Genomic DNA, 12,320 nt, shown 5'->3' on the forward strand with positions numbered 1-12,320 from the left:
TGCCTGCCCTTCGTTTGGTGTTTCAGAGAACATAACACCCTGCGCGTAATGGAAGGTAGGCTGTTGGCGCTACATTGCCGAACATGAAGGAGGCAGAAAAGGGTTGACATGACGGCCTAACCGAATATGTTTGTTTGTGAAACATATTCCGGATCTTCCCGCGGGCAGGTCCTTCCAAACCAAACGGGAGCATTTCAATGGCGATTCAGCCCACGCGTGATGACAAGTTTTCCTTCGGTCTCTGGACGGTTGGCTGGGAGGCGCAGGACCAGTTCGGTTCGGCGACCCGCCCGCCGCTGGACACGGTGGAGGCCGTCAACCGGCTCAGTGACCTGGGTGCGTACGGCATCACTTTCCACGACAACGACCTGTTCCCGTTCGGCTGCTCTGCGGCTGAACGGCAGCGGGAGATCGATCGGCTGACCGGTGCGCTGAAGGCCACCGGTATGGTGGTGCCGATGGTGACCACCAACCTGTTCAGCCACCCGGTCTTCAAGGACGGCGGCTTCACCAGCAACGACCGCGGTGTGCGCCGCTTTGCCCTGCGCAAGGTCCTGGAGAACATCGACCTCGCCGCGGAGCTGGGTGCCGAGACGTTTGTGATGTGGGGCGGCCGCGAAGGCAGCGAGTACGACGCCGCCAAGGACATCCGCGGTGCCCTCGAGCGCTACCGCGAGGCGGTGAACCTGCTGGGCGACTACGTGACGGACAAGGGCTACAACATCCGTTTCGCGATCGAGCCCAAGCCCAACGAACCGCGCGGGGACATCCTGCTGCCCACGCTGGGCCACGCCATGGCGTTCATCGAGACCCTTGAGCGGCCGGAGCTTGTCGGCATCAACCCGGAGACCGGCCACGAGCAGATGGCCGGGCTGAACTTCACCCACGGCATCGCCCAGGCGCTGTACCAGGGCAAGCTCTTCCACATCGACCTCAACGGCCAGCGCAGCATCAAGTTCGACCAGGACCTGGTGTTCGGCCACGGTGACCTGCAGAACGCCTTCTCCCTGGTTGACCTGCTGGAGAACGGCGGTCCGCAGGGCGGGCCGGCCTACGACGGCCCGCGCCACTTCGACTACAAGCCCAGCCGGACCGAGGACATCAAGGGTGTCTGGGATTCCGCGGCGGCCAACATGCAGACCTACCTGCTGCTCAAGGAGCGTGCCAAGGCCTTCCGTGCAGATCCCGAGGTGCAGGCTGCCCTGGAAGCATCGCGGGTTTCCGAGATCAACGTCCCCACGCTGAACCCGGGCGAAGGCTACGAGCAGCTGCTCGCGGACAGGTCCGCGTACGAGGAGTTCGACGCCGACGCCTACTTCGGCGGCAAGGGCTTCGGTTTCGTGAAGCTCCAGCAGCTCTTCATCGAGCACCTGCTCGGCGCGCGCTGATACTGAGGGCTGCTGCTATGTCACTCGTTGCCGGGGTCGATTCCTCGACCCAAAGCTCCGGTCCGCCCGCTCGCGTGATACGGCCATCCCGGGTGCCGGCCTCGGGCTGCCGATCAGCAAGACCATCGTCGAGGGCCAGGGCGGTTCCATCAGCCTCCGCAGTGCGCCGGGAAAGGGAACCACGGTGACGGTGAGCCTCCCCGTTTCCTGAGGCCCCCTTCTCTTGATGCCCCGTATCGTGAGCCCGCGCCAGCTGCCGCGGGGAGCATCCGGCCCGCCCACGTAAACTGGCAGCATGCGGTTGGTAGCGAGTGACATAGACGGAACGATCCTTGGGCACGACGGAAGAATCAGTGACCGCACCGTCCGCGCCTTCCACGCCTGCCGGAGGGCCGGCGTCGAACTCGTCTTTGTCACCGGCCGCCCGCCGCGCTGGCTGCATCCGCTCGAGGAGCAGTTGGGCCATACAGGCACGGTGATCTGTTCGAACGGCGCCGTGGTGTGGGACCTCGAGGCGGACAAAGTTGTCTCGGCGCAGACGATGGCCATCGACGACATCTTCGAAATCCGGCGGATCATCAAGGAAGTGCGCCCCACCGCCCTCTTCGCCGCCGAGACCCTCACTGGCTTCCACCTCGAGCCCGGCTTCATCGAAAATGGCTCAAGCGAGCTGCTCTCGGAATTCACCCCAGCTCCGCTGGCCTCGACGCTCACCGCGGAAGACGCCGTCGTCAAGTTCCTGGCAATCGTCCGTGAAGGCACGGCCGACGATTTCCTCGCGGAGGTGAGCCCCGCCGTCGGGAACCTCGCCTCGGTGACGCACTCGGCGCCCACCGTCGCCATGCTGGAGCTTGCCGTGCCGGGAATCAACAAGGCCGTCACCCTGGCCGACTACGCCGCCTCCCTGGGCATCGACGCCGCGGACGTTGTGGCGTTCGGCGACATGCCCAACGACATTGAGATGCTCCGCTGGGCCGGCCACGGCTACGCCATGGCCAGCGGGCACCCGGAAGCGATCCGAGCGGCCGGCCAGCAGGCGCCGCATTTTGACGACGACGGCGTGGCCCAGATTCTCGAGGAAAGGCTCGCCGCGCTGGGACTCCAGCTGCCGTAAGCCGGCCGTCGCCCGCCTGCCACCGAACTCCCCGCTGGCGGTCAACTTGCGTTCATGTCCGCCCCATAGGGTGTGCCCTGTTGGGTGAGTGACCGATAGGGGACATCGTGGCCAGGAAAAAGACCAAAAATGCTGCCGAGGCACCGGGATTCGATACCGGCAGCCCCGTAGAGCCGTCCGCTCACTGGTCGGCGCTTCGCGAGGGGGACCGGGTCAGCGTGCGGCTTGCGCCGGGGTTTGAAACCGGTGGCCGCGTTTCGGCCGTCACGCCGGACCGCACCGTGGTGTGGGTGGATCTCGACGGCGGCCGCGGCCGCACGCTGCTGCACTGCAGCGACGGTGTGGAAATCCTGCCCGCCTGAGGCTGGTCTAAGCTTCGGGGATGACGGGAACCCTGCCTTACTTCTCCGCTCCCGGCCCTGGACCAGGCCCTCACCCCGGGCCTGCTGCCGGGCCCGGGTTGGGTGGGCCGGGCTCGGCCAGGCCGGTGGCCATGGCCCACCGCGGATTTTCGCTGGCGGGGCTGGAAAACTCGCTGGCGGCGTTCCGCGCCGCCGTCGAGCTTGGCTATTCCCACCTGGAGACGGATGTCCACACCACGTCCGACGGCGAGCTGCTCCTCTTCCACGACAGCACCCTGGACCGGGTCACGGACGGCCACGGCAACATCCATGAACTCACCGCGGCAGAAGTGCGGCGGGCGCGGATCGGCGGGACGGAGCCCGTGCCCACGTTCGATGAACTTGTGGCGGCGTTTCCGGACGCGCGCTTGAATCTGGATGTCAAGGACTGGCACTCCGTGCCCAGCGTGGTGGCCGCGATCGAGCGCCACCAGGTCCACGACCGGGTGCTGATCGCCAGTTTCTCCGACCGCCGGCGCCGCGCGGTCCTGCAGCAGCTCAGCCGCAGGACCGCATCGTCGGCGGGGACCCGGGCGAACGCCCTCTTCCTGGTGCTGGGGCCACTGCTGTCCGTTCGCGCGCTGGCGTCCCCGGTGCGAGCGGTGCTGCGCTGGGCGCTCCGCGACGTCGATGCCCTGCAGGTGCCGGTCCGCTACCGGGCCGTTCCCGTCGTCACTCCGGGATTTGTCCGCCGGGCGCATGAGCTCGGGCTGTACGTCCACGTCTGGACCATCAACGACCCCGCCGAGATGCACCGGCTGCTAGACCTCGGCGTGGACGGGATCGTCTCCGACCGCGCCGACCTGCTGAAGGAAGTCCTGCAGGCGCGCGGGCAGTGGGGCTAGCCGCGTCCCAGGCCGGTGCCCGGGTCCTGGTCCCCCTCGGAAGGATCTGCCCGCAGTTCCTCCGGGTCCGGATCGGGAAGTCCCGCCGGGCCGGGGACGCCGCGCGCTGCTTCGGGGGCGTCCGTGGTGCCCGCCGCGCCGATGCCGCCGGACGTCGCCGTCCCGGCTGACTCGTCCGCTGCGCCGGCCTCGCCCGTGCCGGACGCGCCTGCCGTGCCCTGGCCCCCGCTGGCCTCGGTTCCCGGGCCCTGCGGCGTGTAGGTGGTATGCACACCTGACCGCGGGCCGTCGTCGCCATCCCTGGCGTTGGAGCCCTCGCTGATGGAGGAGTGCACCTGGATGTCCTCGTCGGACGCTCCGGGCTCGGGCGCGTGGGCGTCGTCGGTCGGGTCGGACATCTGCGCCAGGTCCTCCATCGCGTTTTCCGCTGCTTTGCCAATGCTGTCGCCGATTCCCATCAGTTTGCTCCTTCGAAACGTTCCGGCCGGGCCGGACTGTGCGGCATCTGACTGTTCCAGAATTATCAGCATGCTTACAATTAGTCCAGTGTTGCCGGATCCGGCGGCATGAGTCCGATACCGAAGTCCGTCGCCACGCCGGCGCACCTGTTCCAAGGAGGACCGCAGAACCATGAGCAGCTACCATCCCGAAAATGACCCGGCCAACCCGGACCGCGACGCCGCCAGGACAGGCGAAGCCGGAACAGACGACGACGCCCGCGGGGACTCGGCCGCCACGCCCAACCCCGACCCCTTGAACGGCAGCATTACGGGCCTCGAGCCCGGCGGGGGAGTGCCGCCCGGCGAGACGCCGCCCGCCGAAGACCAGATGAGCGGCGACCAAGGCCACGACGAATAATCAGAAGGAGTGTGCGATGGCTGACCGGCTGGTTGCCGACGTAATGGTGGAGCGCCTCAAAGCCTGGGGCGTCAACAGGGTCTTCGGCTACAGCGGGGACGGCATCAACGGCTTCATGGGCGCGCTGCGCCGTAGCGGCGCCGGCGGCGACGACAGTGGCGACCCGGGAGCCGGCGTCGAATTCGTCCAGGCGCGGCACGAGGAAACGGCGGCGTTCATGGCCGTCGGGCACGCAAAGTACACCGGCCGGGTGGGTGTGGTGACGTCCACCCAGGGGCCGGGCGCGGTGCACCTCCTCAACGGGCTCTATGACGCCAAGCTGGATGGCGTCCCCGTGGTGGCCATCATCGGCCAGCAGAGCCGCAGCGTGCTGGGGTCGGCCTACATGCAGGAAATCGACCTGCTCACACTCTTCAAGGACGTGGCCGCGCAGTTCGCGCAAATGGTCAGCACACCGGAGCAGCTTCCCATGGTGCTGGACCGCGCCTTCCGCACAGCCCTCGAAACCCGCACCCCGTGCGTTGTGATTGTCCCGCACGACATCCAGAAGGCTCCGGCCCCCGAGCTCGACCAGGAGCACGGAATCATCGTCACCGCGCCCGAATGGCAGCCTGCACGGGTGCTGCCCCGCGATGACGACCTGGCCAGGGCCGCCGAGGTGCTGGGAGCCGGCAGTAAGGTGGCGTTCCTAGTGGGGCAGGGCGCCAAGAACGCCCAGGCCGAGGTGGTCGCCCTGGCGCAGCAACTGGACGCCGGCATCACCACCAGCCTCCTGGGCAAGCCGTACATGGATGAGACGCTGCCGTTTGCGGCGGGCACCATGGGGCACCTCGGTTCCACCGCCAGCGCCCATCTGATGGGGAACTGCGACACCCTCCTGATTATCGGCTCCAACGACCCGTGGACCGAGTTCTATCCGAAACCCGGGGCTGCCCGGGCCGTCCAGGTGGACATCGACGGGCGGAAGGTCGGCAACCGGTACCCCGTCGAAGTTGGTCTTGTGGGCGATGCGGCCGAAACCCTTGCCAGGCTGGCGGAGCTGCTGAACGGCGCCGGCGGGCAAAAAGAGGCCCGCAAGCAGTGGCGGGCGGACGTGGAGGATCAGGTCCGCAGTTGGCGCGCCCTCGCCGAGGAGCGCTCCCGAGTTCCGGCCAGCCCCGTCAACCCGGAGCTCGTGGTCCGCGAGCTCAGCGGCAGGCTGCCGCACAACGCCCAGGTGAGTGTCGACGTCGGGAGCTGCGTCTACTGGTATGCGCGCCAGCTGACCCTGCCGGCCGGAGTTCCGGCGCACCTTTCGGGGACGCTGGCCAGCATGGGCTGCTCGGTTCCGTACGGGATCGCGGCCAAGCTGGCCCGGCCGGACCGGCCCGTCGTGGCTCTGGCCGGCGACGGCGCCATGCAGATGGCAGGCATCGCCGAGCTGGTAACCGTGGCCCACCGCTGGCGGCAGTGGCCGGACCCGCGCTTCGTGGTTTGCGTGTTCAATAACAGGGATCTGGCCGAGGTCACCTGGGAGCAGCGCGAGACCGAATCCGAGCCGCGGTTCCCGGACAGCCAGGAAATCCCTGACTTCCCCTATGCCGGATACGCGGAGCTGCTGGGGCTTACCGGCATCCGCGTTGAATCGCCGGAGCAGCTCGCCGGCGCCTGGGACCGGGCCCTTGCCGCGGAACGCCCGGTGGTGATCGAGGTCCTGACGGCCCCGGACGTGCCGCTGCTGCCGCCATTCCCCGCGGGGGCGGAAAAGCTGGACGGCATGCGCTCCGCGCTCGCCGCCGAGGGCGAATCCGGTGAGGGTGCGGCGGCGTTGCTGGACACCTACGAGGGTCAGGAGTCCCGCGGCTGACCGTATGACGGACGGGTAAGCGCATTCCACGGCGGGGGTGGCAGGATAGGGGGATGCGTATCCTCATCGCCCCGGACAAGTTCAAGGGATCACTCACCGCCGTCGAAGCCGCCGCCGCCATCGCCGAGGGCGCACTCCGCGTCTACCCGGACGCCGTGACCACCCAGTTTCCGGTGGCCGACGGCGGCGAGGGAACTTTGGAAGCAGCCGTAGCCGCTGGCTACGAGGAGCGGGTCAACGCCGTCGTTGGTCCCATCCTGGCCCCGATCGGAGCCGCCTGGGCCCTCCGGAAGGACGGGTCCGGCACCACCACTGCGGTCATTGAGACCGCGCAGGCGTCCGGCCTGGCCCACATGGAGCCGACCCCGGAGAACTCCCTGCGGGCACACAGCTACGGCTGCGGGCAGCTCATCGCCGCCGCCCTCGACGCCGGCGCCACCGAAATCGTGCTGGGCGTCGGTGGCTCGGCCATGACCGACGGCGGCAGTGGCGCCCTGCGCGCGCTGGGCCTCAAGCCGCTCGACGCGGCAGGGAACGTGGTACCGCTGGGCGGCGGCTCACTGGCCGACGCCGTTTCCCTGGATGTCGCCGGGCTGGATCCGCGGCTGTCCGCCGTCAAGTTCCGGATCGCCGTCGATGTCCAGAGCCCGCTTTACGGCACCACCGGTGCCGCGCACGTCTTCGGCCGCCAGAAGGGCGCCGACGACGACGCCATTGAGAAGCTCGACGCCGGCCTGCGCAACTGGGCGTCCCTCCTCCGGGAGGCGACGGGCCGGGACGTCAACGTCCCGGGCGCCGGCGCGGCCGGCGGCTTTCCGGCGTCGTTCCTTGCCTTCACCCAGGCCACACTGGAAGGCGGCTTCGCCTTGGTGGCCGCGCTCACGGGGCTGGCCGAACGGCTGGCCGACGCCGACCTGGTGATCACGGGCGAGGGTTCCATGGACTCCCAGTCGCTTACCGGCAAGGCGCCGATCGCACTCGCGGAGGCCGCCCGGGATCGCGGCATTCCCGTGGTGGCGGTGGCGGGGCGCATTCTGGTCACGCCGGAGGAACTGGCCGAGCACGGTGTGGTGGCTGCGGCGCAACTGCTGGACGTTGCGCCCAGCCCGCAGGACGCCATGGCCGACGCCGGCAAATACCTCGCGTGGGCCACCCGCCAGGTGCTGGAAGGGGCCTAGCCGCCCTCTTTCTTGGCCCTCCGATGCAGGTGCACGGGGACGTAGGCCAGGAGAATGGCCAGCACAGCGAGAAGCACGCCGCCGGCGATAAGGCCGACGGTGCGGCCTGCCGTAACGTCGAACACCAGCGCGGCGGTTCCCACGCTGAGGGCAGCCACTCCGCCGAGCGCGATCTTGGTGATGTTGTCGGCGCTGGCCACAAGGGTTGCCTTGAGCCGCTTCCGGAACAGCCGGCGGTGGACGCTGACCGGCAGGAGGATGAACGCTGTGGTCAGTGCGGCGAGGCCCACGTTCACGAGGTAGAGCGTGACCTGGAAATCATCGAGGGTCTCAAAGCGCTGCTGGAAAGGCAGTGTCAGCAGGAATCCGGCAAGGATCTGGACGCCCGTCTGCAGGACTCGCAGCTCCTGGATCAGTTCCATCCAGTTCCGGTCCAGCTGCTCCTCGCGGGTCTCGTTCCGGCCGCTGCCAGCCGGGGCGTCCGGATCGGTCATGAACCCTCCTCTGTCTGGCCCGCAGCGGGCGCGCTTGCTCCAAACCTAGGCTCAAGTCTGCCCCAATTCAACAAATGCTAAGTTTACTGACTAGTTTTGCGTCAGGTGGTGGACTTGCCGCTCAAACCTGCGTTAGGTTCGAACAACTGGCACCCCGACAATGTGAGCAGGTGGATAATGAGCGACCCAGCCAAGCAGTCTGACCAGCCCGGTGATCCCCGGGGAACGTACCACGCAGGGCCCTTTCCCAAGCAGGAGCAGAAGCAGCCGGGCCTGACCGCACCCATGGATCCGCAGCCGGACCATGGCGAGCTGAGCTACGAGGGAAGCGGGGCGCTGGAGGGCAAGGCGGCGCTCATCACGGGCGGCGACTCCGGCATCGGCAAGGCGGTGGCCATCGCCTTCGCACGCGAGGGGGCCGACGTCGCCATTTCCTATCTCCCCGAGGAAGAGGACGACGCACAGGACACCGCCGAATGGATCCGCAAGGCCGGCCGGCGGGCACTGCTCCTCGCAGGGGAGGGCAGGAACGAGGACTTCAGCACCGCGATCGTGGAAGACACTGTCAGCGAATTCGGCCGGCTTGATGTAGTGGTGCTCAACGCCGCCTACCAGAAGAACCGCGACAGCCTTGAGTCGCTGCCCACCGAGGAGTTCGACCGCGTCTTCAAGACCAACCTGTACTCGCTGCTGTGGACTGCCCGGGCAGCGGTGCCGCACCTGAAGGCGGGTGCCTCGATCATCACGACCGCCTCCATTCAGGCCTTCAACCCGTCTCCGGGGCTCATCGACTACGCCATGACCAAGGCGGCCCAGGTGGCCTTCACCAAAGCCCTCGCCCAGGAACTGGGGCCCAAGGGGATCCGCGTTAATGCCGTGGCGCCCGGACCGATCTGGACACCCCTTATCCCCGCCACGGAATGGCCGGACAAGCTGCCCAAGTTCGGCCAGGACACCCCGCTGCAGCGCGCCGGACAGCCCGCCGAGCTCGCCCCCGCCTACGTTCTGCTGGCGTCCGCCGCCGGTTCGTACATGTCCGGGGCGGTGGTCCCCGTCACCGGCGGCAAGGGCCTTTGAGTGTCCAGTACTTCCCAGCCAAGCAATTCCCCACCAAGCAGGAGGAACAGATGAGCCAGGACAACCAGCACGGAGCCCCTGAAGAGGAAGCGGGAGGCTACGGCACGCCCACCGCGGAGCAGGAAGCCGGCGGCCAACAGTTTGCCCAGCCCCGCGAGGAGGAAGACTTCGACGCTGCGGGCCTGAACCAGAACAGCCCCGAGGGAGAGACCTTCCAGACCGGCACGCCGAACCTCAGCCACTTCGCCGAGGAGGACCAGGACAGCTCGGGCGAACCCGGGGCAGGACGCTTCGGCGGAACCGACGACCAGCTCCACGCCGAGAGTGAAAGCGGCGTGGCAGGCTTTGACCCGGTCCCCGGCGAGTCACCGCTGCCGCGCGATCCGGACGCCTCACCCGGGGCCGGCGCGGAGGACGGGGGCACGGCCGTGCCCTCGGCGGACGCCGAGATCGACGAAGGCAACGCTGACGAATCCGGCGCCGGGCAGTTTTCCTCGGAGCCCGGGCAGGAGGCGGCGGGCATTCCGGACGGCAGCGGCAACGACCTGCCGAAGGAAAAGTCACCCAACGACGACGACGAAACTTTCGACGCCGGGTAAGCCCGCGGTCTTTCAGTAGGAGTGCGCGCGCATTATTGCACCACTTCGGCGATGGCAAGGCCCTGGCGCCCTGGAATTCCGGGGCGCCAGGGCCTTTTGCCCGCCCAAGTGGAGCAGAAATGCGCCGGGTTGGGGCCGGCGGGAGCGCTAACGCTTCTTGGGCTGCCTCCTTGCTGCTGCGTTGATGGCTGCCTTGGCGGCTGGCGGCAGGCCCTGCTGCTCGGTCTCGGGCTCGGCGGCGGTGCCGCGGGCCTTCGCGATGGCCTTCATGCCGTGGTAAATCACGAGGGCCGCGGCGGACCCGAGCGCGATGCCCGTGAACTTCAGGTCCCCCACGGTCCAGGTGTAGTCCGCGATGCCGATGATGAGGGAAACTGCGGCCGTGGTCAGGTTGACCGGATTCGAAAAATTGACCTTATTCTGTACCCAGATCTTCACGCCGAGGATGCCGATCATGCCGTACAGCATGGTTGCGGCACCGCCCAGCACGCCCGGCGGTACAGTGGCGATCAGTTCGCCGAACTTCGGCGAGAAGCTCAGCAGGATGGCGAAGATGCCGGCCACCCAGTAGGCGGCAGTGGAGTAGACCTTGGTGGCCGCCATGACGCCGATGTTTTCCGCATACGTCGTTGTGCCCGAACCGCCGCCGAAGCCGGCGAGCACAGTGGCGGCACCGTCGGCCAACAGGGCGCGGCCGGAAACCCCGTCCAGGTTCTGGCCGGTCATGGCGGACACCGACTTCACGTGGCCGATGTTCTCGGCCACCAGCACCAGGACCACCGGCACGAACAGGCCCAGCACGCCGATGTGGAACTCGGGCGTCTGGAACTGCGGCAGGCCCACCCAGGCGGCGGCGTCCATCTTGTCGTAGCTCACCTCGCCGCGGAGCATGGCCACCAGGTAGCCCACCAGCACGCCCACCAGGATGCTGAGGCGGCCGATGATCCCGCGGAACAGGACGCTCACCACGATGATGGACGCCAGCGTGATCAGTGCCGTCACGGGGGCGGCGTCGAAGTTGTTCTTGGCGGCAGGAGCCAGGTTGAGCCCGATCAGGGCCACGATGGCGCCCGTGACAATCGGCGGCATCAGCCGGTTGATCCAGCCGGCGCCGAACTTCTGCACGATTGCGCCGATCACGGCGAGGCCGGCGCCGGCCAGCACCACGCCGCCCAATGCCCCGGGCACACCGAACTGCTGCTGGGACGCCGTGATAGGTGCGATGAACGCAAAGCTCGAGCCAAGGTAGCTGGGAACGCGGCCCTGGGTAATCACGAGGAACAGGAGCGTGCCGATGCCGGAGAAGAAGAGCGTGGTAGCCGGCGGCATTCCGGTGATGATCGGCACCAGGAAGGTGGCGCCGAACATGGCCACAACGTGCTGCATGCCCACGCCGATCGTAATGGGCCACGCGAGCCGTTCGCCCGGAGCCACCACCTCGCCAGGACGTACGGCCTTGCCGTTGCCGTGCAGCTTCCATTTGGTTCCGAGCATGCTCATTGGCGGGGCCTTCTCATTGGCGGGGCCTTTCGGAGGGGGAGTTTGCCCGCTCGCCGGGCTGGATCTTCAGGAGCAAGAATACCCCGCCGGACGCGGGCGCGAGAGGGCTTCCGGCCAACAGTCGGGGCAGCCCGGATTGGACGCGGGGTGTGTGAAACGTCACGGCGCCTATTTGGCCGTTCCGGGAAGAGCACGCCTCTGGATCCGGTTGAACCCAACGAAAGTAAGCATGACTGCCCGACGCCGCCCGCAGGGTGTCGTCCTAGCGAAAGGGGCGCGAATGACAATCGCCCATGAAGAAGCAGTGATCGATTCCGCGGCCGTGGATGCCATCTTTGCCGAAGCCCGCACCGCCAACGCGTTCACCGGCGAGGTCAGCGAGCAGCAGGCCCGCGCCATCTACGAACTGACCAAGTTCGGCCCCACGGCCTTCAACTCCCAGCCGCTGCGCGTCACCTTCGTGCGCTCGGACGAGGCCCGCGCCAAGCTCGTGGCTACCCTGTCCTCGGGGAACCGGGCCAAGACTGCCTCCGCACCCCTGGTGGCGATCCTCAGCTACGACACGGCCTGGCAGGAGCAGTGGGACAACTTCCTCCCCGGCTACAGCGCCCCCAAGGCCATGTACGACGCCGCACCGGACCTGGCCACCTCCACGGGCAACAACAACGCCCACCTGCAGGCCGGTTACTTCATCCTGGCCGTCCGCTCGCTCGGCTTCGCCGCCGGCCCGATGACCGGCGCGGACTTCCCCGCCATCGACGCCGAGTTCTTCCCGGCAGGAGACCAGAAGAGCTTCCTGGTGGTGAACATCGGCCAGCCCGGCCCTGAGGCTTGGGGGGACGCGAAGCCCAAGTTCGCCTACGAGGACGTCGTCCGCACGGTCTAGTCGTTTCGGGACCTGCGCGTCTCGCGTACTGCGCCGCAGAATGCCTCCTGACACGGAATGCCTCCGGCAATATGGGGGACATTCCGGAGGCATTCGGGACAGTATTTTTGCAGTTCAGAACTGCAAGGCATGCA

The 12,320-nt window shown here is 67.7% G+C and carries 13 protein-coding genes and 1 pseudogene; 11 read left to right on the forward strand and 3 right to left on the reverse strand.

Features of this window, described 5'->3' with window-relative positions; translation table 11 throughout:
* Positions 1-197 precede the first annotated feature (197 nt).
* From xylA to QFZ33_RS02155, 5 genes and pseudogenes are all read left to right on the forward strand, one after another.
* Positions 198-1,388, forward strand: a complete 1,191-nt coding sequence (gene xylA, locus QFZ33_RS02135; RefSeq protein WP_307024437.1) for a xylose isomerase — start codon at positions 198-200, stop codon at positions 1,386-1,388.
* Between the two features lie 58 nt (positions 1,389-1,446).
* A pseudogene (locus tag QFZ33_RS02140) lies at positions 1,447-1,599 on the forward strand (ATP-binding protein); the annotation flags it as partial.
* A gap of 84 nt (positions 1,600-1,683) precedes the next feature.
* The gene (locus QFZ33_RS02145; RefSeq protein ID WP_307024440.1) at positions 1,684-2,502 is read left to right on the forward strand and encodes an HAD family hydrolase; all 819 of its coding nucleotides are present in this window, start codon (positions 1,684-1,686) and stop codon (positions 2,500-2,502) included.
* A gap of 107 nt (positions 2,503-2,609) precedes the next feature.
* The gene (locus QFZ33_RS02150; protein ID WP_307024442.1) at positions 2,610-2,864 is read left to right on the forward strand and encodes a hypothetical protein; all 255 of its coding nucleotides are present in this window, start codon (positions 2,610-2,612) and stop codon (positions 2,862-2,864) included.
* Positions 2,865-2,884: 20 nt separating this feature from the next.
* Positions 2,885-3,748 (forward strand): glycerophosphodiester phosphodiesterase, encoded by an 864-nt coding sequence (locus QFZ33_RS02155; RefSeq protein WP_307024444.1) that lies wholly within the window; start codon positions 2,885-2,887, stop codon positions 3,746-3,748.
* Here QFZ33_RS02155 and QFZ33_RS02160 read toward each other — a convergent pair.
* On the reverse strand, positions 3,745-4,206 hold the full coding sequence (locus tag QFZ33_RS02160; RefSeq protein WP_307024446.1) for a hypothetical protein: 462 nt from the start codon (positions 4,204-4,206) through the stop codon (positions 3,745-3,747). The two genes, QFZ33_RS02155 and QFZ33_RS02160, sit on opposite strands and share 4 nt — an antisense overlap.
* A 172-nt stretch (positions 4,207-4,378) precedes the next feature.
* Between QFZ33_RS02160 and QFZ33_RS02165 the strand changes: the two genes are divergently transcribed.
* Genes QFZ33_RS02165 through QFZ33_RS02175 form a run of 3 tightly spaced genes read left to right on the forward strand, consistent with a single transcriptional unit; the run spans position 4,379 to position 7,630 of the window.
* Positions 4,379-4,606 (forward strand): DUF6480 family protein, encoded by a 228-nt coding sequence (locus QFZ33_RS02165; RefSeq protein WP_307024449.1) that lies wholly within the window; start codon positions 4,379-4,381, stop codon positions 4,604-4,606.
* Positions 4,607-4,622: 16 nt separating this feature from the next.
* Positions 4,623-6,452: a thiamine pyrophosphate-requiring protein gene (locus QFZ33_RS02170; protein WP_307024451.1), complete on the forward strand. Its 1,830-nt coding sequence runs from the start codon at positions 4,623-4,625 to the stop codon at positions 6,450-6,452.
* Positions 6,453-6,505: 53 nt separating this feature from the next.
* Positions 6,506-7,630 (forward strand): glycerate kinase, encoded by a 1,125-nt coding sequence (locus tag QFZ33_RS02175; RefSeq protein WP_307024453.1) that lies wholly within the window; start codon positions 6,506-6,508, stop codon positions 7,628-7,630.
* Here QFZ33_RS02175 and QFZ33_RS02180 read toward each other — a convergent pair.
* Positions 7,627-8,124: a DUF6328 family protein gene (locus QFZ33_RS02180; RefSeq protein WP_307024455.1), complete on the reverse strand. Its 498-nt coding sequence runs from the start codon at positions 8,122-8,124 to the stop codon at positions 7,627-7,629. The two genes, QFZ33_RS02175 and QFZ33_RS02180, sit on opposite strands and share 4 nt — an antisense overlap.
* A gap of 177 nt (positions 8,125-8,301) precedes the next feature.
* Here QFZ33_RS02180 and QFZ33_RS02185 point away from each other — a divergent pair, with 177 nt between their 5' ends.
* Together QFZ33_RS02185 and QFZ33_RS02190 are read left to right on the forward strand one after the other, a co-directional pair.
* A complete protein-coding gene (locus tag QFZ33_RS02185; protein ID WP_307024457.1) occupies positions 8,302-9,201 on the forward strand; it encodes an SDR family oxidoreductase in 900 nt (299 codons plus the stop codon).
* Between the two features lie 50 nt (positions 9,202-9,251).
* Positions 9,252-9,800: a hypothetical protein gene (locus tag QFZ33_RS02190; protein ID WP_307024459.1), complete on the forward strand. Its 549-nt coding sequence runs from the start codon at positions 9,252-9,254 to the stop codon at positions 9,798-9,800.
* A gap of 147 nt (positions 9,801-9,947) precedes the next feature.
* Here QFZ33_RS02190 and QFZ33_RS02195 read toward each other — a convergent pair whose 3' ends face one another.
* The gene (locus tag QFZ33_RS02195) at positions 9,948-11,300 is read right to left on the reverse strand and encodes a uracil-xanthine permease family protein (protein ID WP_307024461.1); all 1,353 of its coding nucleotides are present in this window, start codon (positions 11,298-11,300) and stop codon (positions 9,948-9,950) included.
* 280 nt (positions 11,301-11,580) lie between these two features.
* Here QFZ33_RS02195 and QFZ33_RS02200 point away from each other — a divergent pair, with 280 nt between their 5' ends.
* Positions 11,581-12,186, forward strand: a complete 606-nt coding sequence (locus QFZ33_RS02200; protein WP_307024463.1) for a malonic semialdehyde reductase — start codon at positions 11,581-11,583, stop codon at positions 12,184-12,186.
* Positions 12,187-12,320 lie beyond the last annotated feature (134 nt).

Origin of the sequence: Arthrobacter globiformis (assembly GCF_030815865.1) — a bacterium.
Taxonomy (GTDB): Bacteria; Actinomycetota; Actinomycetes; order Actinomycetales; family Micrococcaceae; genus Arthrobacter; species Arthrobacter globiformis_B.

Coding starts and splice junctions, on each gene's coding strand:
- xylA (WP_307024437.1), top strand. CDS start 198: ATGGCGATTCAGCCCACGCGTGATGACAAGTTTTCCTTCGGTCTCTGG.
- QFZ33_RS02145 (WP_307024440.1), top strand. CDS start 1,684: ATGCGGTTGGTAGCGAGTGACATAGACGGAACGATCCTTGGGCACGAC.
- QFZ33_RS02155 (WP_307024444.1), top strand. CDS start 2,885: ATGACGGGAACCCTGCCTTACTTCTCCGCTCCCGGCCCTGGACCAGGC.
- QFZ33_RS02160 (WP_307024446.1), bottom strand. CDS start 4,206: ATGGGAATCGGCGACAGCATTGGCAAAGCAGCGGAAAACGCGATGGAG.
- QFZ33_RS02165 (WP_307024449.1), top strand. CDS start 4,379: ATGAGCAGCTACCATCCCGAAAATGACCCGGCCAACCCGGACCGCGAC.
- QFZ33_RS02170 (WP_307024451.1), top strand. CDS start 4,623: ATGGCTGACCGGCTGGTTGCCGACGTAATGGTGGAGCGCCTCAAAGCC.
- QFZ33_RS02175 (WP_307024453.1), top strand. CDS start 6,506: ATGCGTATCCTCATCGCCCCGGACAAGTTCAAGGGATCACTCACCGCC.
- QFZ33_RS02180 (WP_307024455.1), bottom strand. CDS start 8,124: ATGACCGATCCGGACGCCCCGGCTGGCAGCGGCCGGAACGAGACCCGC.
- QFZ33_RS02185 (WP_307024457.1), top strand. CDS start 8,302: ATGAGCGACCCAGCCAAGCAGTCTGACCAGCCCGGTGATCCCCGGGGA.
- QFZ33_RS02190 (WP_307024459.1), top strand. CDS start 9,252: ATGAGCCAGGACAACCAGCACGGAGCCCCTGAAGAGGAAGCGGGAGGC.
- QFZ33_RS02195 (WP_307024461.1), bottom strand. CDS start 11,300: ATGAGCATGCTCGGAACCAAATGGAAGCTGCACGGCAACGGCAAGGCC.
- QFZ33_RS02200 (WP_307024463.1), top strand. CDS start 11,581: ATGACAATCGCCCATGAAGAAGCAGTGATCGATTCCGCGGCCGTGGAT.